This window comes from Pseudomonas sp. NPDC089741 (assembly GCF_044748825.1).
Taxonomy (GTDB): Bacteria; Pseudomonadota; Gammaproteobacteria; order Pseudomonadales; family Pseudomonadaceae; genus Aquipseudomonas; species Aquipseudomonas helmanticensis.
In genome coordinates this window covers 195,940-216,110 of record NZ_JBIVGT010000006.1, presented here as the reverse complement: position 1 = coordinate 216,110, position 20,171 = coordinate 195,940, and the positions used below count along the sequence as shown (strand labels likewise).

Below are 20,171 nucleotides of genomic sequence, written 5' to 3'. Positions count from 1 at the left end.
TATGTATTTGATCAACGGACAACTGCACGCCGATTACCCTGTCGACACGGCCCTGGAACAATTGCACCAGGCGCTGCCACAACATCTGGCGAGCCCGCTGCACAGCCGCACAGTGATTCACGCGGCGGCGCGTTTTGCCGAACAATTGCGCAGCGGCGATAGCAACGTAGTGCTGGATGAAGATCAGCGCCAGGCTTTGATCGGGTTTTGCCAGCCGCAGGCGCTGCAAAGCAAACTTGAACGCGAGCTCGGCGATCAACCCGGTTCTCTGCGACGCCTCGATTACACGCAAGCGCGCTTCGAGAACTGGAGTCCGCTCGGACTGGTTGTGCACATCACCCCGGCGAATGCACCCATGCTGGCGTTCTGTGCAGTTGTGGAGAGCCTGCTGGCCGGCAACATCAACTGGCTACGCCCCAGCAGCAGCGATCAAGGCCTGACTGCCCGCTTGCTCAGCGCACTGCTGCAATGCGATCCAAGCGGTCAGTTGGGTCACTACCTCGCCGTGTTGCCGGTAGCAACCACGCAAATCGCTCAATTGTGCAAACGGGCCAATGGTGTTGCCGCGTGGGGTGGCGCTGCGGCGCTGCAGGCGATTCGTCAACACCTGCCTTCCGGGTGCCGCTGGATCGACTGGGGACATCGCATAAGTTTCGTCTACATGACCCCCGATTCGGTTTCCGCAGAAGCGCTGGATGCCATCGTCGACGAAGTCTGCCGCCTCGATCAGCAGGCGTGTTCGAGCCCCCAATGGTTATTGGTCGACAGTGACGAGCCGGGCGTTCTCAAGCAAATCGGTGCGGCGCTGGCAGATGCATTCGGTCGTCGAGCCGAACGCTGGCCAGCGTTGCTGCCGACGCTGCAGGAAGCCTCGGAAATCACCAGCCGGGTGGCGATGACTCGACTCGGCCAGAGTTTTTCCGGATTGACCGCCGAAGTCTGGAGTGCTCCCGGCTGGCGCGTGATCTGGACTCACGATCAGGTGCTGACACCCTCCCCGCTGTTTCGCACGCTGTTGCTCAAACCGCTGCCGCGCGCTCGCCTCGCACACGTTCTGCTCGATTGGCGCAACGTGTTGCAGAGTTGCGCGCTGGTGTGTCCTGCGGCACAGACCGGCGAACTGTCGCGCACCTTGATTGCGGCTGGCGTTACGCGCATCGCACCGATCAATTTGATTCATGACGGTTACGACGGTGAGCCCCATGACGGTGTATATGCGCTGCAACGCTTGAGCCGCCGCGTCTCGATCAGCTTGCCGGCAACGCTGCTGCCGACTCACGCGACGCTCGATCCGCAGTCCCAGGCGATAGACGTCAGTGACCTGCCGATCATGGATAAACAAGCCTTTGTCGAACGGCCTGCCAACGCGGCTGCGCAGTTGTATTTCCGCTCGGGAGGCAGCAGCGGCACGCCGACCTTGTCCGGCTTCAGCCATCGCGACTTCCAGCGCCAAATGCGCGCGACTGCCGACGGCATGTTTGCCGCAGGGCTTGATCCGCGCCGCGACCGGGTGATGAACCTGTTTTTCAGCGGTGGGCTGTACGGCGGTTTTTTCAGTTTCGCCAAAGTGCTGGAATTGCTCGGCGCCACGCACCTGCCAATGGGCGCGCCGGCCGATGACGATTACAGCGAGATTGCGCAACTGATCGTCGAACAACGCGTGAGCGTGTTGATTGGCATGCCGAGCACCCTGCACCGCTTGTTCCTCAACGAGCAGCAAACGTTACGCGATTACAACGGGATCGAAAAAGTCTTCCTTGGCGGTGAACACCTCAGTCAGCCCTGCCGTGAGCTGCTGCAAAGTTGCGGCGTCAAAAGCATTCGTTCGGCGGTGTATGGCAGCGTCGATGCCGGCCCGCTTGGGCATGCCTGCGCTGCGACAGGCGATAGCGTTTTCCATCTGCTGAGCGATATCCAATCGCTGGAAATTGTCGCGTTCGATGACGATGTGCCGGTTGCCGGCGACGAAGTTGGCCGACTGTTATTCACCTCGAAGGCGCGTGAAGGCCAGCCGATCCAGCGTTATGACGTGGGTGACAGCGGCCGCTGGCTATCCGGCCCATGTGATTGCGGCCTGACATCGCCGCGTTTCGAACTGTTGCAGCGACACGGTCGGCTGATGCGTATCGGCACCGATTTCATTTGCCTGAGCACGCTGGCCGAGCATCTGCAGACCGAATTTCAATTGCTGATGGCGCACGCGCCTGACGGCGTTGAAAGCCTGCTGTTTCGCAGTCCCCGCGAACCGGCAGATGTTCTCGAACGCCTGCAAGGCTATTCCCTCCTGGCAACCCTGGTGCGCAGCGGACTGCTGAAACTGGAGGTCGAGGTCTGCCCACCGGCGTCATTCCACCGCAACAAGCACAGCGGCAAAACCCCTTTATTGATCGATGCGCGCCGTTGAAGTGCAGCAACCGCACCCGGCCTGGCGCCATTACTTCGAGAGATCACCATGACAGCTGCAATTGAACTGAACCAGTTGGTCGGCTTTGCCCGAGCGTATTCGAATTACTATCGCGAACATTTGCACAACGTCGCGCCCTGTATAGCGAGCCTCGGTGAATTACCGCTGATTGATCCGCACACCTACTGGCAATCGAGCCATGACCTCGATCATTGGTCAGTACTCACAGGCAGCCTCGCCAAGGCGCTGGTATTCAAGACCGGTGGCACCACCAGCAACGGCAAACTGTCGGTATTCACCCGTGACGAATGGCAGACACTGGTCAGCGACTTTGGCGTCCAGCTCACCGCGCAACTGAATGACGGCGACCGCATTGCCAATCTGTTTTTCGTCGGCGACCTGTATGCCAGTTTCGTGTTCGTCCACGATGCCCTCGCGCATACGGGCAGTGCCGTCACCGAATTCCCGTTTACCGGTAACGTCGATTCTGCAGTGTTGGCCGATTCGATTGCTCAATACCGGATCAACGTTTTAGCCGGTGTACCGGCGCACCTGCTGACGTTTGCTGCGTGGCTTGCGCGTCAGTCGCGCACGCTTGAAGGTATCGACACCCTGCTCTACGGCGGCGAAAGCCTGTTCGGCGGGCAATTGCTGCTGTTGCGCCGGATCTTTCCCAACGCCCGGATCGCCTCGATCGGTTACGCCAGTGTCGACGCCGGGTTTATCGGTTTCAGTAGCCGTGACTGCGCCCTGGACGAACACCGCATGCTCGACCGCCACAGTGTGGTGGAAATCCTCGATGAACAGACCGGTGAGGTTATCGAGGATTGCGGGCGGACGGGACGTCTGGTCCTCACCAATTTCACCCGTCGCCTGATGCCGCTGATTCGCTATCCGGTGGGCGACCTCGCCTGCTGGAAAGAACCTTGTGGCGCACCGATGCGTAAATTCGCCTTGATGGGGCGCAGCATGGACAGCCAGCGTGTGCGGGTCGGCAGTTTGACCCTGCTGACCGCCGAAATCGGCGAGATCGTGCAACGCATTGCTGCCGGAGGTGAATGGCAACTGGTGCTCGATCATTCAAACAATCGCGATGACTTGCACCTTAAGTGGCGGCACGCCGCGCAGCGCCTCGACACGACGCAAGTCAGTGCAGAACTGCGCGCGGCGTTGATCGATCAGTACCCTTTGATCGAACAACTGACTGCCGATGGATTACTCAATCTGCAAGTGGCGAGCTGCGTCGGTGAGGATTTCGCCTGTCATCCCCGCTCGGGCAAACACCAGAAAGTTGTCGACCTGCGCCTCTATGGCAATGCTTCTGCGGAGCCGCACACATGGACATCGTGACCCTGAGAAACTACCGCAGCACCGATGCTGTGGCGGTCAGCCGCCTGTTCCGCGAAGTCTATGGCGACCACTACGTTCATCCCCACGTTTATCTGCCCTACATGATCAGTCAGAACCACGACGATGGCCGTTGGCATTCGCTGGTGGCCGTGAGCGGCAAAAAAATCCTCGGCCACGCGACACTGTTCAGAAATGCCGGCTCGCCGGTCGCCGAACTGGCGCTGACTGTGGTTCATCCAGCGACACGTGAGCAAAACATTGCCACGCGGCTGGGGCAACAGTTGCTGATCCATGCGCAAGCGCTGGGCTGCCGTGGCGTGACGATCAAACAAGTGACCCATCACGCCTACTCGCAAAAAATGGCCGACAGGCTCGGATTTCACAGCACGGGACTGTTACCCGACTACGCGCCTTCGCCATTTGGCGAGATATTGCCGGAGTCGATCGTCATGGGTTTCAGAGGCATCGACGACTACGAGCGGCCGCTGCCATCGCTTGACTGGCCAGCCAGCTGCGCCGATTTCATGCAGCAGATGTGCAACGAGTTTGGCACGCGCAAAAAACCCTCACCCTGGGTCGGGCAAGCAATGCATTTCGACCAGCATTCAGGGCGTTATGACATGGTGCTCAAACAACTGAGCAGTGCCGTGCTCCAGCAACTGCGGCAATTGCCGGCACACTGGATGGTTTCGATCAGGCTCAGGCTGGCAGAAGGTTTTGCCGGCGCAATGCACAATCTGTCGATGGCAGGGTTCACGTTCACCGGGATTGTCCCGGATGATCGCGGCGAAGGCTGGCTGGCACTGTTTCACCGCAACTACTTGCCGCGCCAGTTGCAATTGCACTGCGCGCGCATGCAACAGCTGCAGGATCAAATACAGCAACGCTTCGGCGATTACTGCAATACCGCACTGCAAGCTCGTTGAACCAAAGACTGGCAGGCCCGCCGAGAGATTGTGCGGGCCTTGTTCCGTGGTCTTTACGCTTTGGCTTTGACGCCGCTGTCGACAGGTTTCGGCATGTTGCCTTCACCGTAGGTTTTCAGGTTCTGCAGGACGTAAATCGCTTTTTTAAACTCGGGGATCAGGCTCTTGCCGTAAGCGTTGCCATTGAGGCCGTTGCTCTGGATGGCATCGAGTTGGGTCGCGAAGTACTCCAGCGCGTTGAATTTCGCATCGATATCTTTCGTCACGCCAAAACGATCGAACTTGTCGCCGGCGTTCTTCAGCGTAAAGGAAGTAATCTCGGAGATCAGCCCGCGGCTACGCAACGTTTCGCTCAGGTTGCCCAATTGTTTTACCGACACATTCGCCGGATCGAAACCCTTGATTGCCCGTCGCAAACCCTGCTTATCCATTTCGGCAGTATTCAACGCCATAGGATTGCTGCCGACCATGGTGAGCATCTGCTGCACCTTGACGCTCTGGGATACTTGTTTTTTGGCGCCGGTGTCGCGTACCAGAACCCCTGCCTTGGCCTGCCAGCCGCCGACAATACCGATCGTCATGAGAAGACTCCCTGAAAAATGACCATAAAAATGTCCGTGTTGAACGCAGTAATGGACGCGAGTATCAGCGGGGCGAACTGATGGCACCAACCTGTTTCTGCACTTTTTTACAATTCTTGTACATTCTCGATACAAATAACCCATAGCCCCACAAACCTTGGGCTAAAGCGCCTGCGACTGTCGGTAAACAACCAGCGCTTGACGCTGACAAGCAGGTAAGTCCGCTTGAATGTATCCAACCCGATACTGACCAGTCATCGGCGGCAATCTTTTTAGTACGCCAGTACCTCAAGCTTCTTGCCAGCGCGACGATACGCTGAGATACCCGCACTGTTTCACTCCCACCCCTCTAACAAGAATCGCAGTTCAAGGACCGGATCCCCATGCCCGCATTCCGTACCATTCAGGCTCGCTACACGCTGTTTCTGGTTCTGTTTATCCTGCTGTTGTCGGTGCTCACGGTGGTTGGCATCAGCCAACTGGTCGCGCCCAAGTTGCGCCACACCGAAGAACAGGTGGTGCTCAACCGCATCGCTGAAGTCGCCGAGCAGATTCAGGGCGAACTTTACAAAGTCCAGGCGCAGCAACGCAGCATCACCCAGACCATCCCGCTGCTCGACAGTGCCGCGATCGACACGGTGTTGCCGGGGTTGGTGGATCAATACGGCGAGCTGAAGGTTTTTGGCGGCGGCATCTGGCCGTTGCCGGGGCAGCGTGAAGCCGGGCGCAACAAGTTCAGCACCTTCTGGCACCGCGATGCTTCGGGCAAATTGGCGGTGAACACCTTCTGGAACAGCGACGCGGCACCCAACTATTACGACCAGAGCTGGTACAAGGGCGGCATGGCGACGCCGCGCGGCCAGTGCGCCTGGGCCGCAGCCTATAAAGACGACGCCAGCGCCGAGCCACGTACCAACTGCGCGATGGCCATTCAGAAGAATGGAGCCGCTTACGGCGTGTCGACCATCGACGTCACCCTCGGCTTCTTCAATGACCTGGTCGCAAGCAAGGAGAAAGACCTCAACGCGCAAATGCTGATCGTCGAAGCGGACGGCAAGATCATCAGCAACAGCTCGCGCATCAGCGGCCCGATCGTGCTGAAGAACATCAGCGAACTGGCCGGCGCCTCGACTTTCGCCAGCCAGGTCAAGGCCGGCCTGCAAAACCGCGATCAGGCGCAACGCGTCGAGTTCGACAACAACGGCGAAGCCAGCACCTTCTTCATGCGTCCGATCGAGGGCACGCCGTGGTTCCTCGCCACGGCCCTGCCGACCAAAATGCTCACCGCGCAGCGTGACGATGTACTCAGCACCCTGAGCCTGCTGCAGATTCCGCTGGTGATCCTGCTCGTGCTGTTGCAGGTCTATGCGATCCGCCAGTTGGTTTCGCGCCTGAAAGCCTTGAAAGCCAACATCGATTCGCTGTCCAGCGGCGACGCCGACCTGACGCGACGGATCACCATTCGCGCCGAGGATGAACTGGGCGCGATCGGCCATTCGGTCAACACGTTTATCGCTTACCTGCAAAGCATGATTGGCGAAGTCACCCAGGCCACCGGCGCCATGGCGTCGGGCCTCGACAACCTGCAACGCACCTCGGCGCACACCAGCCAGATCCTGTTGCGTCACGCCTCGGAAACCGATCAGACCGTCACCGCCATCACCGAAATGAGTTCGACGGCGGAAAGCGTTGCACAAAACGCCGCCGAGACCGCTGCCTTCACCCAGCGCGCCAACGAAAACGCCGACCGTTCACGCGTGGTGGTCGGTGAAGCGACCAGCAGCGTGGTCGCGCTGATCGATGAGGTGGCCAGCGCTACACACAAGGTTGAAAACATGCAGCAAGACGCCCAGCGCATCACCGAGATTCTCGGGGTGATCGGCGCGATTGCCGGCCAGACCAACCTGCTGGCACTCAACGCGGCGATCGAAGCGGCGCGTGCCGGTGAGCAGGGTCGTGGCTTTGCGGTGGTGGCCGACGAGGTGCGCGCCCTCGCCGCCCGCACCCAGGCCAGCACGTCGGAAATCAACGAGATGTTGACCCGTCTGACCCAAGGCGTCAGTTCTTCGGTCAGCGCCATGGAAAACACCCAGGCCAGTTGCCAGTCGGCAGCGGATGCCACCGCGCGGGTCAACTCGGGTCTGGATGAAATGGCCGGTTCGGTCAGCCACATCAACAGCCTCAGCACGCAGATCGCCACCGCCGCCGAACAGCAAAGCGCGGTGACCGAAGAGATCAACCGCAGCATGGTGCAGATCCGCCACATGGTCGACGAACTGGTGCAGAGCGGCCAGGCCAGCGAACTCAACACCCGGCAACTGCTGGAAGCCAACAGCCGCGTGAGCGCAATCATGGGCCGCTTCAAAGTCCGCTGATCCAACACAATGACACCTCTGCAGGAGCTGCCGCGGGCTGCGGTCTTTTGATCTTGATCTGGAAAGACAAAGTCAAAAGATCGCAGCCTGCGGCAGCTCCTACAGGGGGTCGCAGGTTTTTGATCTACGATGATCGTGCCGGTTTGTCTTGTAGCAACTGGAAACACTCCGTTGATGCCAGGCAGGAAAAACCGGTCAAAATGCGTTCTTTTTTGACCGCCATCCGAGTCGAGATCTCATCATGCGAAACCACCTGCGTCTGGTCGCCCTGAGCGCCCTGTTTCTCTCTTCCCTGGCCCAGGCGGCCGACCTGATCCCGATCGAAGTGCATCGCGACGCCAATTGCGGTTGCTGCAAAAAATGGATCAGCCATCTCGAAGCCAACGGTTTCAAAGTCGAAGACCACGTCGAAAGCGACATGAGCAGCTTCAAGCAACAACACGGCGTGCCACAGCGCCTGGCGTCGTGTCACACCGCACTCATCAACGGCAAATTCGTCGAAGGCCACGTGCCGGCTGATCAAGTGCTGGCCCTGAGCAAGCGCGACGACCTGCTCGGTGTCGCCGCACCAGGCATGCCGATGGGCTCGCCTGGGATGGAAATGGACGGCATGAGCGATGCCTATCAAGTGATCGGCTTAAAGAAGAACGGCGCTGACGTGGTGGTGGCGGACTATCCGGCGCACTGATGGCAGTTGCCTATACCGGGCTGTTCTTTGCCGCATTCGGCGCGGCGACGTTGTTGCCGTTGCAGTCCGAGGCGGTGCTGGTCGGCTTGCTTGCCAGTGAGCGATATTGGCTGTGGGGGCTGCTTGCCGTGGCGACGCTGGGCAACGTGCTCGGCTCGCTGGTCAACTGGTGGCTGGGGCGGGGCATCGAACGGTTTCAGCAGCGGCGCTGGTTTCCGGTCAGCCCCAGGCACATGGCGCGGGCGCGCAAACACTATGAACGCTACGGCCATTGGTCATTGCTGCTCAGTTGGCTGCCGGTGATCGGCGACCCGCTGACATTGATCGCCGGGGTGATGCGCGAGCCGCTCGGGCGGTTCCTGTTGATCGTCAGCCTCGCCAAAGGCGCGCGTTATGCCGTGGTCGCAATGCTGACCCTCGGCTGGCTCGGTTGAACGATCAGACGTGCTGATTGCCTGTGTTTAACGTCGCCCTAATCCCGCCGTTCCAGGATCGGCCGATTTCAATGGAGTTTGCCCTTATGTCCGTCACGCGTTTCCGCTGGCTGCCCGGTCTGTTGCTCAGTGCCGCGCTGCCGCTGTTTGCCCATGCTGCCACTGAGGCAACGCCTGCCGAAGGCCCGGCTTACGGGCCAGAGCTGCAAGGCTTTGAATACCCCTACACGCTGAAACACTTCGCCTTCCAGTCCCAGGGCAAATCGTTGCAGATGGGTTACATGGATGTCGCTGCCCACGGTAAGGCCAACGGTCGCACCGTGGTGCTGATGCACGGCAAGAATTTTTGCGCGGCGACCTGGGACAGTTCGATCAAGGCTTTGAGTGAAGCCGGTTTTCGGGTGATTGCCCCGGACCAGATCGGTTTCTGCACCTCCAGCAAACCAGACAATTATCAATACAGCTTTCAGCAACTGGCGACCAACACCCAGCAATTGCTCAAGGCGCTGGGTATTCAGAAGGCTACCCTGCTCGGCCATTCCACCGGCGGCATGCTCGCCACCCGTTATGCGTTGCTGTTTCCCGAGCAGGTCGAGCAACTGGCGCTGGTCAACCCGATTGGCCTGGAAGACTGGAAAGCCCTCGGCGTGCCTTATCGCACCGTCGATCAGTGGTATCAGCGCGAGTTGAAAGTCAGCGCTCAAGGCATCCGTGATTACGAGCGCAGCACCTATTACGATGGTCGCTGGAAGCCCGAATTCGATCGCTGGGTCGACATGCTCGCCGGCCTCAGCAAGGGGCCGGGCAAGACCCAGGTCGCGTGGAACTCGGCGCTGATCTACGACATGATTTTCACCCAGCCGGTGTACTACGAGTTCAAGGACCTGAAGATGCCGACGCTGTTGCTGATCGGCACCTCCGACACCACGGCCATCGGCAAGGACCTCGCGCCACCTGAGGTGAAAGCCAGAATCGGTCACTACGAGGTGCTCGGCAAACAAGTGGCCAAGCTGATCCCGCAGTCGACGCTGGTAGAGTTTCCCGGCATGGGCCACGCGCCACAAATGGAAGAACCGGCGCAGTTCCACAAGGCGCTGCTCGGCTGGCTGAACACAACCAATCCCGTTCGTTGATGAGGTAAGGCTGATGGCGGTGCAGATTGCAGTAATCGATGACTGGCAGGACGTGGCCCGCGACGTTGTCGACTGGTCGCTACTCGACAGCATCGGTGAAGTGACGTTCGAGCATGACTACCCGGCGGACAACGCCACCCTGGCCGCGCGCCTGGGCAAATATCAGGTCATCTGTGTGATGCGCGAACGCACGCGCTTCGATGCCGACCTGTTGGCGCGTTTGCCTAATCTGAAACTGCTGGTGACCGGTGGCATGCGCAATGCTGCACTGGATCTGCCGGCGGCAGCAAAACTCGGCATCCAGGTCTGCGGCACCGACAGTTACAAGCATGCGGCGCCGGAACTGACCTGGGCGCTGATCATGGCGGCCACGCGCAATCTGCTTGCTGAAGCCAACGCTCTGCGCGCCGGGCAATGGCAACAAGGGCTGGGCGGCGACCTGCATGGCAAGACTCTGGCCATTCTCGGTTTGGGCAGTATTGGCCAGCGTGTCGCGCAGTTCGGTCAGGTGTTTGGCATGCGCGTGATTGCCTGGAGCGAAAACCTCACCGCCGAACGCGCGCAGCAGGTTGGCGTGACCTATGTCAGCAAGCAGCAACTGTTCGAGCAGGCTGATGTGCTTTCGGTGCATCTGGTGCTCAGCGAGCGCAGTCGCGGGCTGGTCGATGCACAGGCACTGGCCTCGATGAAAGCCACAGCATTGCTGGTGAACACGGCGCGCGGGCCGATTGTCGATGAACCTGCGCTGATCAAGGCGCTGCAGAAGCGGCAGATCGCCGGCGCGGCGCTGGATGTTTTCGCTGAAGAGCCGCTACCAGCGCTGCACCCTTTTCGCACACTGGATAACGTACTGGCGACACCGCACGTGGGGTATGTCAGCCGACAGAACTATCAACAGTTCTTTTCGCAAATGATCGAGGATATTCAAGCCTGGGCGACGGACAAGCCAATTCGCCTGTTGAATTAATTTGCCTGACACCGCACCTGTGTAGGAGCTGCCGAAGGCTGCGATCTTTTGATGTTGTTTTTAAGATCAAGATCAAAAGATCGCAGCCTTCGGCAGCTCCTACAGGGGTCACCTGATCAACAAACTGTTCGCACCACAACAGTGCACCCGCACTTCTCGCTAGCACAAAATCGTGACCGCCCAGTCACCGTTTTGGCCCCTCCCGCTAAAAAAACCTGCACTTCGTCGGTGCGTTTGCCCCTCCCGAGCACGGTTGCCGTTAACGGCAAACCGATTGTCGAACAATTTACCCATTTGCTCTGGCCCGCTCTAGGATCTGGCCTAGACTGGTTTTTTCGGGGTTCGACCTGCCGGTCATATTGCGGAAAAAAACTCGAAACTTTTGCACGAAGCGGCAGGTCATCTGAAAGGCAGGGCCAAAGCGACTGGTGCAATCCTTGCAACGGCCCGATCACCCATTCTGCTTGCGCGTGTTGGGTAGCGTTTGCTCACCGATGCCGGGCGTGATTGCGCTCGCGGTATGTAGGAGCTGCCGCAGGCTGCGATCTTTTGATCCTTGCAAAAGCCAAAGATCGCAGCCTTCGGTAGCTCCTACAGGGAATGAGAAGAATCAGATCAATAACACGGGAGATTCATATGATCAGTGCGGCATTGGATATTCAGGGAGAGCGTGCTCAACAGTCAGTTGGCGAAGCGAGCACCGTCAGCGTTCCCGGCAGCCGACAGATCAACGTCCCCGGCACCAAGACGCTGACTCCGGTTGCGAGTCAGAATCCCAACAAGAAGAAAGTGTTGTTCGTGACCTCGGAAATCGCCGATCTGGTCAAGACCGGCGGTCTGGGTGACGTGTCCGCCGCCCTGCCCCGCGCCATGGCGCACCTGCATGACGTGCGCGTGCTGATTCCCGGTTACCCGCAAGTGATGCACAGCGAGAACCCGATCCACATCATCGGCGAACTCGGCGGCCATGCTGCGCTGCCACCGTGCCAGATCGGTCGCATGGACATGCCGGACGGCCTGGTGATTTACGTGCTGATCTGCCCTGAACTCTACGAGCGTGAAGGTTCGCCCTACGGCGCCAACAACGGTCGCGACTGGCCGGACAACCACATTCGTTTCGCCCGCCTCGGTCTGGCCGCTGCCGACATTGCCGCCAACCTTGCGCAAATCCACTGGTGCCCGGATCTGGTGCACGCCCATGACTGGCCGGCCGGCCTGGCCCCGGCATATATGCACTGGCGAGGGCAGCGCACGCCAACACTGTTCACTATTCACAACCTTGCCTATCAAGGCGTGACCAGCCTCGGCTCTTGCCCTGAGCTGGGTATTCCCGCGCATGCCCTGCAACAGGAAGGGATGGAGTTCTACGGCAAGATGTCGTTCCTCAAGGCCGGCATGGCCTATTCGAGCCACATCACCACCGTCAGCGCGACTTATGCTCAGGAAATCACCACCCCGGATTTCGGCTGTGGCCTCGACGGTTTTCTGGCCGCCAAGACCCAGCAAGGCTTGCTCAGCGGTATTCCCAACGGCATCGATGAGAGCTGGGACGCGGCCACCGATCCACACCTGTTCGCACCGTTCGCCATTGGTGACTGGGAAGGCAAAGCCGTCAACGCCGCCCACGTCCGCGACCTGTTTGAACTGAATGACTCCGAAGGCCCGTTGTTCGCTGTGGTGTCACGCTTGGTCTATCAGAAAGGCCTCGACCTGACCCAGGCCGTTTCCGAGTACATCGTACAAAACGGCGGCCAGATCGCGATCATCGGTCGCGGCGAGCCGGAGGAAGAACAGGCCATGCGTGAACTGGCACTGCGCTTTCCCGGGCAGATCGGTGTGCGCATCGGCTTCAATGAAACCGACGCCCGACGCATGTTCGCCGGCAGCGATTTCCTGCTGATGCCATCGCGTTATGAACCTTGCGGCCTGAGCCAGATGTACGCCCAGCGCTTCGGCTCGTTGCCGGTGGCGCGCAATACCGGCGGGCTGGCCGACACCATTGAAAACGGTGTCACCGGGTTCCTTTTCGACGAATCCACCGCTGAAAGTTACCAAGAAGCCCTGAGCCGTGCGTTCAAGGTTTTCGCCTTCCCAGAGCTGCTCAATGCCATGCGTTGCCGCGCGATGGCGGCGCCGTTCAACTGGTGCAAAGCGGTTGAACCGTACGCCGAACTCTACGAACAACTGGTGGCCAAGGCCTTGGGCAAAGCGATTCACAAGTAACAGGGAGGTCAACGATGCCGTTACGGTCTACTGAAAACTGGCCCCACGGCGCGATCATGCTGGACGCCGAACACACGCAATTTGCGCTGTGGGCGCCGGATGCGTTTTACGTCAGTGTCGAGCTGGACAATGGCCAGTCGCTGCCGATGCTGCCGCAGGCAGACGGCTGGTTCGTGATCAAGACTCGCTGTCCGGCGGGTACGCGTTATCGCTACAACATCGACGGCGAACTGGAGGTGCCCGACCCGGCCTCCAGAGCGCAGGACGGCGACCTCGACCGTCACAGCGTGGTGGTCGATCCGCTGGCCTACGCATGGCGACACAGTGCTTGGCACGGTCGGCCGTGGAGCGAAGCGGTGATCTACGAGTTGCACGTTGGCGCGCTCGGCGGTTTTGCCGAAGTCGAACAACATCTGGCGCGCCTCGCGGGGCTTGGTATCACCGCCATCGAACTGATGCCGCTGGCGCAGTTCCCCGGCGAACGCAACTGGGGTTACGACGGTGTCTTGCCCTACGCACCGCAAGCCTCCTACGGCACCCCGGAACAACTCAAACACCTGATCGACAGCGCTCACGGCCACGGCTTGGCGGTCATTCTCGATGTGGTTTACAACCACTTCGGCCCTGACGGCAATTACCTGCACCGATACGCCAAAGGCTTTTTTCGCGAGGACAAACATACGCCGTGGGGCGCAGCGATCGATTTTCGCCGCGACGAAGTGCGCGAATTCTTTATCGAAAACGCCCTGATGTGGTTGCTCGAATACCGCTTCGACGGACTGCGCCTGGATGCCGTGCATGCCATCGAAGACCCGGATTTCCTCACGGAGATGGCCCAGCGCATCCGCGCGCAGATCGACCCGAGCCGTCATGTCTGGCTGACCGTGGAAAACGAACTCAACCAGTCGAGCCTGCTGGAATACGACTACGACGCGCAGTGGAACGATGACGGCCATAACGCCCTGCACGTCCTGCTCACCGGCGAAACCGACGCCTATTACGCCGACTACGCCGCGCAACCCACCGAACAATTGGTGCGCTGCCTGAGTCAGGGCTTTGTCTTCCAGGGCCACATCACCCGCCACGGCGAACCGCGCGGCGAGCCGAGCGAGCACCTGCCGTCGACGGCGTTCGTGCTGTTCCTGCAAAACCACGATCAGATCGGCAACCGCGCGTTCGGCGAGCGCCTGCATCAATTGGCCGACCCACGCGCAGTGCAGGCCGCGACCGTGCTGTTGCTGCTGTCGCCGATGATTCCGCTGATGTTCATGGGCGATGAATTTGCCGCCGAGCAACCGTTCCTGTTTTTCACCAGTCACCACGGTGAACTGGCCGAACGGGTGCGCGAGGGGCGACGCAGTGAATTCGCCGCGTTCAGCGCCTTCACCGATCCGCACAAGCGCGAGCAGATTCCCGACCCGAATGCCGAACAAACCTTCCACGCCTCGCAGCCAAGGTTGATCGGCACTGGCAGCGCAAAACAGCAGGAAACCTTCGCGCTGTACCAAAAACTCCTGCAGTTTCGCCATCAATACCTCATTCCGCATCTGTCCGGCACGCAAGCGCTCGGCGCGCATATGCTCGGTTATGGCGCGGTCAGTGCGCGCTGGCGCCTGGGCGACGGCAGTGAGCTGCGAATTGACCTGAACCTCAGCGACACGCCAGTGGTCAACCCTCCACAGACCGACGCCGTGTGGCTGTTTCAACAGCCGCCCGTTGCGGCGCTGTCGGAGCCGGGCCAACTGCCGGCGTATTGCGCGCTTGTCAGCCTCACGGCCGCAACCCCTTTGCAACCTCTGGATGGAGAGCGCCTATGAGCGATGCGCAACTGGAAATTCTCGCCAGCCGAGCCGGCCTTGCCGTCGACTGGATCGACGCCAATGGTCGCCCGCAAAAAGTCGCCCCGGCGGTACTGCGCAACGTCCTCATCGGATTGGGCCACCCCGCCAGCACGGCGCAGGAAATCGACGCCAGCCTGCTCGAACTGCAAGCCGTGCAGCAAGACCGCCATCTACCGCCGCTGCTCACCAGCGATGTCGGCGTCGGCCTTGATCTGGCGCGTTACTTCGCACCGCAAACACCTTGTGAAATCCACCTCGAAGACGGTTCGCGGCTGAACCTCAAACTCGACAGCGAAGCGGTCTTGCCCGGCCTGATCCCGGTCGGATATCAGCAAGTGCACATTGCCGATCAATATTTCACGCTGGCCGTGGCCCCGGAACGCTGCTTCAGCGTCGGTGATGCGGTCGACAATCCGATCCCGCGCGCCTGGGGCCTGAGCGTGCAACTGTATTCGTTGCGCCGCCCCGGCGACGGCGGCTTCGGTGACACTCAGGCGCTGGAAGAACTCGTCCGCGTTGCCGGTGAGCGCGGCGCCGAAGCGTTGGCGATCAGCCCGTTGCATGCGATGTTCAACGCCGACACCGGCCGTTACAGCCCTTACTCGCCGTCCAGCCGCCTGTTCCTCAACTCACTTTACGCCGCCCCGGGGGCGATTCTTGGCGAACGCGCCCTGCGCGATGCCATCGACGCCAGCGGCCTGGCCGAAACATTCGCGCGACTGGAAGATTTGAAACTGATCGACTGGCCCAGCGCTGCCGAGGCCAAACAGCAACTTCTGCACGCCTTGTATGAAGGTTTTATTGCCGGTGATCACCCCTTGCATCCGGACTTCGCCAGTTTCCGTCATAGCGGTGGCGAAGCCCTGGAAAACCACTGCCGCTTCGAAGCGATTCAGGAAATGCGCGCCGCCCGTGGCGAAAGTCTCGACTGGCGCCAATGGCCGGCGCACTGGCATGACCCGCGCGGCGCCGCGCTGGAAGCCTTCGCCGAAGAATATGCCGAACGCATCGGCTACTTTGCCTTTTGCCAATGGCTGATCCATCGCTGCCTGGAGCGTGCGCAAACCGCCGCCCGCAGCGCTGGCATGGGCATTGGCCTGATCGCGGATCTGGCGGTCGGGGCCGATGGCGCCGGCAGTCAGGCCTGGAGTTTTCAGGATGAGTTGCTCGCCTCGCTCACCGTCGGTGCTCCGCCGGATATCCTCAACCGTTCCGGTCAGGGCTGGGGGATTTCCGCGTTTTCCCCTGAGGGTCTGATCCGCAATGGTTTCCGCGCTTTCATCGACATGCTCCGGGCCAATTTCGCCCACGCGGGCGGTCTGCGCATCGACCACGTGATGGGCCTGCAACGCCTGTGGGTGATTCCCAACGGCGCGCTGCCCGCCGACGGCGCCTATCTGTATTACCCGGTCGATGACCTGCTGCGGCTGCTGACCCTCGAATCCCATCGCCATCAAGCGATCGTCCTCGGTGAAGACCTCGGCACCGTGCCCGATGGCCTGCGCGAGAAACTCATCGCCCGCTCGATGCTCGGCATGCGCGTGCTGTTGTTCGAACAGGACAACTGCCACTTCAAACCCATCCTCGACTGGCCGGACAACGCCCTCGCAACCACCAGCACCCACGACCTGCCGACAATCAATGGCTGGTGGCATGGCCGCGACATCGACTGGAACGCCCGACTGGGTTTTGTCGATGCCAACGGCGAAATCGAATGGCGTCATCATCGCCAGCGTGAGCGCGAAGGCCTGCGCAGTGCCTTGAGCCAGGACCCGCAAAACTTTCGCGAGGAATCCCACGAAGCCGATCAAGTGGTCGACGCTGCGGTGCGTTTCCTCGGCCATACCCGCGCGCCACTGGTGCTGCTGCCGCTGGAAGATGCGCTGGGTATCAACGAACAGGCGAACCTGCCCGGCACCGTCGACACGCACCCGAACTGGTCGCGGCGCCTGCCCGGCACCAGTGAAGCCTTGCTCGACGGTGCCGATGCAGCGCGGCGGCTTGAGTTGCTGGCGTGCGCACGCCTCCAGGCTGCCGAGCGTGACCAATGAATCAAACGCTCATACAGCCCCTGCGCGCGACGTTGCGCCTGCAATTTCATCAAGGTTTCACCCTCGAACAAGCGGTGCCACTGGTGCCGTATTTCGCCAGTCTTGGTATCAGCCATATCTACGCCTCGCCGCTACTCGCGGCGCGGTCCGGTTCGATGCATGGCTACGACGTGGTCGACCCGACCCAGGTCAACCCGGAACTCGGCGGCGAGCTGGCACTGCGGCGATTGGTCAGCACCCTGCGCGAACACAACATGGGGCTGATCCTCGACATCGTCTCTAACCACATGGCCGTCGGTGGTAGCGATAACCCGTGGTGGCTGGACCTGCTGGAATGGGGAAGACTGAGCCCCTACGGTGAATTCTTCGATATTCAATGGCACTCGCCCGACCCGTTGATGGAGGGTCAGTTGTTGCTGCCATTCCTTGGCAGCGATTACGGCGTGGCGTTGCAAGAAGGCACGCTGAAGCTGCATTTCGATGCAGACAAAGGCCGCTTTCATGTCGAGCATTACGACCATCACTTCCCGATTTGCCCGAACGATTACGGCGAATTGCTGAAATCCATAGAAGCGCTTAAACCCCTCGCGGATCGCTTCAGCACGCTGAGTTACCAGACCGATGCGCATGCGCTGGCGATCCCGCTGAAGGACGAGTTGCGGCAACTGGCGCGCGACCCACAGATCCTCGCCGCCATTCAGCGCAACCTTGAGCGTTACGACTCGACCACGGCCGAAGGCTTCCAGCAGTTGCATCAATTGCTCGAACGGCAAAGCTATCGCCTCGCCAGTTGGCGCACGGCGGCGGATGACATCAACTGGCGGCGTTTTTTCGACATCAACGAACTCGGCGGCCTGCGCGTCGAACGCCCCGCCGTGTTCGAAGCCACCCACGGCAAGATCTTCCAGCTGATCGCCGAAGGCCTGGTTGACGGTTTGCGCATCGACCACATCGACGGCCTCGCCGACCCGCGTGGTTACTGCCGCAAATTGCGTCGTCGTGTCGATCTGTTGGCACCGGGCCGGCACTTGCCGATCTACGTGGAAAAGATCCTCGGAGCCGGCGAAACCCTGCACCGCGACTGGGCGGTGGACGGCACCACCGGTTACGAGTTCATGAATCAGCTGTCGCTGTTGCAACACGATCCCGATGGTGAATACGTTCTCGGTGATCTGTGGCAGCGGCGCACCGAACGCCCGGCAGCGTTTATCGAAGAAGCGCAACTGGCGCGTCAGCAGATTCTCAACGGTTCGCTCGCCAGCGATTGCGAAAGCGTCGCCCAGGCCTTGCTGCAAGTGGCGCGCGACGACCTGATGACCCGCGACCTGACGCTTGGCGCGATCCGCCGAGTGCTACAGGCGTTGATCGTGCACTTCCCGGTTTATCGCACCTACATCAGTGCCATGGGTCGTTCCGCCGAGGACGAGGTGTTTTTCCAGCAGGCCATGGACGGTGCCCGGCAAACCCTCAGCGAAGCCGACTGGCCAGTGCTCGACTGCGTGGCGACCTGGCTCGGTGGCACGCCGTGGCGGCGCAAACCGCGCGGGCGCTCACGCAAGATCCTCAAGCATGCCTGCGTGCGCTTTCAGCAACTCACCTCACCGGCAGCGGCCAAAGCCGTCGAAGACACCGCGTTGTATCGCTCGGCAGTGCTGCTGTCGCGCAACGATGTCGGCTACAACACGGAACAATTCAGCGCGCCGGTCAGCGATTTCCATGCGGTCAATCAGCGTCGCCTGAGCGAGTTTGCCGACAACCTGCTGGCCACCGCGACGCACGATCACAAACGCGGCGAAGACACCCGCGCGCGTCTGGCCGTGCTCAGTGAGCGCAGCCATTGGTACGCCGAGCAGGTCGAACTGTGGCGCGCCCTCGCCCGCCCGGTTCGCGTCGATGATCAAGTACCGTCGGCCGGCGATGAGCTGATTCTCTATCAAGCCTTGCTCGGCAGTTGGCCGCTGGATTTGCGGGATGACGATCAACAGGGTTTCGCCGACTACGCCAAGCGTATCTGGCAGTGGCAACAGAAAGCCCTGCGTGAGGCGAAGCTGCAAAGCAGTTGGAGCGCGCCGAACGAAGCCTATGAAAATGCGACCCAGGCGTTTACCGAGCAACTGCTCACCGGTGATGACGGCGAACTGCTGCGCGCCGCACTGGCCAAGACCGCCAACAGCATCGCCGCTGCCGGCGCCCTCAACGGTTTGGCGCAAACCTTGCTGCGCATGACGGTGCCGGGCGTTCCGGATCTGTATCAGGGCAACGAGTTCTGGGATTTCAGCCTGGTCGATCCGGACAATCGCCGGCCGGTAGATTACGCCGCTCGCGCGCAGTCCCTGCAGGAGCCACTGGCGACTGTGCAATTGCTGACGAACTGGCGTGACGGGCGCATCAAGCAAGCCTTGATCGCCGAGGTGCTGAACCTGCGCGCCGAACATGCCGGGTTGTTTCGGCGCGGCACGTACCAGGCCCTGGAGGTGCTGGGCAGCCAGGCGCACAACGTGCTCGCGTTTGCCCGTGAACACGAGGGGAAATACGCCATCGTGATCGTGCCGATCCGTTGTGCAACGTTGCTGGAAAACGGTGCTGTACCTCAGGTCGATGCGCTGCGCTGGGGCGATACACGGGTGGTTTTACCGTTCGCCGCCTCTGACACAAACCTGAAGGGACTTTTTTCAAGCCACGCAGTCACAAAAAACAGGGAGCTGAATATCAGCGACGCGCTGGGGGATGTCCCGGTCAATCTCTTTATCCAACACTTAACGTAAGCACGAGTTCAGTTCAGGAGCATTGCGATGAGCACCGACGATAAACGCATCCGCGAATTCGCCTATCAGATCTGGGAATCCGAAGGGAAACCTGAAGGCCACGAAGAGCGCCACTGGGAGATGGCGCGCAAACTGGCCGAAGCTGAAGCGCTGGCGCCGAAGAAGCCGCCAAAAGCCGCTGGCAGCAAAACTGCGGGCAAGACCGCTGCTGACGGCAAGAGCGCTGCTGACAAGCCCAAAGCGGCTGCCAAGGCCAAACCGGCGACCGCCGCCAAAGTTCTTCCCCCGGGCGAAAAACCTGCCGAGAAAAAGCCTAAAGCGCCGCGAAAGCCTTCGGCGATCTGACGCTTCCCGGATATTTGAACTAAACGACTGTGTGGCGGGTTTGCTCGCCACTGAGGGCCAACTCGCCCTGAAGAAACCCACAATTCCC

General features: G+C 60.5%; 13 protein-coding genes and 2 pseudogenes. 14 read left to right on the top strand and 1 reads right to left on the bottom strand.

Annotated elements, in window-relative coordinates; genetic code table 11:
* Nucleotide 1 precedes the first annotated feature (1 nt).
* The 3 genes from ACIPZE_RS09410 to ACIPZE_RS09400 are packed head-to-tail and all read left to right on the top strand — an operon-like array spanning nt 2 to nt 4,680.
* The gene (locus tag ACIPZE_RS09410) at nt 2-2,404 is read left to right on the top strand and encodes an acyl-CoA reductase (protein ID WP_400772570.1); all 2,403 of its coding nucleotides are present in this window, start codon (nt 2-4) and stop codon (nt 2,402-2,404) included.
* A 48-nt stretch (nt 2,405-2,452) separates the two neighbouring features.
* Nucleotides 2,453-3,754, top strand: coding sequence for a phenylacetate--CoA ligase family protein (locus tag ACIPZE_RS09405; protein ID WP_400772568.1), 1,302 nt, complete (start codon nt 2,453-2,455; stop codon nt 3,752-3,754).
* Nucleotides 3,742-4,680 (top strand): GNAT family N-acetyltransferase, encoded by a 939-nt coding sequence (locus ACIPZE_RS09400; RefSeq protein ID WP_283436595.1) that lies wholly within the window; start codon nt 3,742-3,744, stop codon nt 4,678-4,680. The genes ACIPZE_RS09405 and ACIPZE_RS09400 overlap by 13 nt, the downstream gene beginning before the upstream one ends.
* Nucleotides 4,681-4,733: 53 nt before the next feature.
* Here the strand turns inward: ACIPZE_RS09400 and ACIPZE_RS09395 are convergent, their stop codons facing one another.
* The gene (locus ACIPZE_RS09395; RefSeq protein ID WP_283436596.1) at nt 4,734-5,261 is read right to left on the bottom strand and encodes a hypothetical protein; all 528 of its coding nucleotides are present in this window, start codon (nt 5,259-5,261) and stop codon (nt 4,734-4,736) included.
* 383 nt (nt 5,262-5,644) lie between these two features.
* Here ACIPZE_RS09395 and ACIPZE_RS09390 point away from each other — a divergent pair.
* The 11 genes and pseudogenes from ACIPZE_RS09390 to ACIPZE_RS09340 form a co-directional block, all read left to right on the top strand.
* A pseudogene (locus ACIPZE_RS09390) lies at nt 5,645-6,775 on the top strand (cache domain-containing protein); the annotation flags it as partial.
* Between the two features lie 333 nt (nt 6,776-7,108).
* Nucleotides 7,109-7,636 (top strand): annotated as a pseudogene (locus ACIPZE_RS09385) (methyl-accepting chemotaxis protein); the annotation flags it as partial.
* A 241-nt stretch (nt 7,637-7,877) separates the two neighbouring features.
* Entirely contained in the window at nt 7,878-8,324 is a 447-nt protein-coding gene (locus ACIPZE_RS09380; protein WP_400772566.1) for a DUF411 domain-containing protein, read from the top strand.
* Nucleotides 8,324-8,758 carry a YqaA family protein gene (locus tag ACIPZE_RS09375; RefSeq protein WP_400772564.1) on the top strand — a complete coding sequence of 145 codons (435 nt, stop codon included), beginning with the start codon at nt 8,324-8,326 and terminating at the stop codon, nt 8,756-8,758. Before ACIPZE_RS09380 ends, ACIPZE_RS09375 begins: the two co-directional genes overlap by 1 nt.
* Nucleotides 8,759-8,844: 86 nt before the next feature.
* Nucleotides 8,845-9,891 (top strand): alpha/beta fold hydrolase, encoded by a 1,047-nt coding sequence (locus ACIPZE_RS09370; RefSeq protein ID WP_400772562.1) that lies wholly within the window; start codon nt 8,845-8,847, stop codon nt 9,889-9,891.
* 13 nt (nt 9,892-9,904) lie between these two features.
* On the top strand, nt 9,905-10,858 hold the full coding sequence (locus tag ACIPZE_RS09365) for a D-2-hydroxyacid dehydrogenase family protein (RefSeq protein WP_283436600.1): 954 nt from the start codon (nt 9,905-9,907) through the stop codon (nt 10,856-10,858).
* A 636-nt stretch (nt 10,859-11,494) separates the two neighbouring features.
* Nucleotides 11,495-13,081: a glycogen synthase GlgA gene (gene glgA, locus ACIPZE_RS09360; protein WP_129393503.1), complete on the top strand. Its 1,587-nt coding sequence runs from the start codon at nt 11,495-11,497 to the stop codon at nt 13,079-13,081.
* Nucleotides 13,082-13,095: 14 nt separating this feature from the next.
* Nucleotides 13,096-14,898: a malto-oligosyltrehalose trehalohydrolase gene (treZ, locus tag ACIPZE_RS09355; protein WP_400772560.1), complete on the top strand. Its 1,803-nt coding sequence runs from the start codon at nt 13,096-13,098 to the stop codon at nt 14,896-14,898.
* Complete coding sequence (gene malQ / locus ACIPZE_RS09350; protein ID WP_400772558.1) at nt 14,895-16,973, top strand: 4-alpha-glucanotransferase; 2,079 nt, start codon at nt 14,895-14,897, stop codon at nt 16,971-16,973. Before treZ ends, malQ begins: the two co-directional genes overlap by 4 nt.
* Nucleotides 16,970-19,738, top strand: coding sequence for a malto-oligosyltrehalose synthase (locus tag ACIPZE_RS09345; RefSeq protein WP_400772556.1), 2,769 nt, complete (start codon nt 16,970-16,972; stop codon nt 19,736-19,738). The genes malQ and ACIPZE_RS09345 overlap by 4 nt, the downstream gene beginning before the upstream one ends.
* Before the next feature lie 27 nt (nt 19,739-19,765).
* Complete coding sequence (locus ACIPZE_RS09340; protein ID WP_283436604.1) at nt 19,766-20,083, top strand: DUF2934 domain-containing protein; 318 nt, start codon at nt 19,766-19,768, stop codon at nt 20,081-20,083.
* Nucleotides 20,084-20,171: the final 88 nt, after the last annotated feature.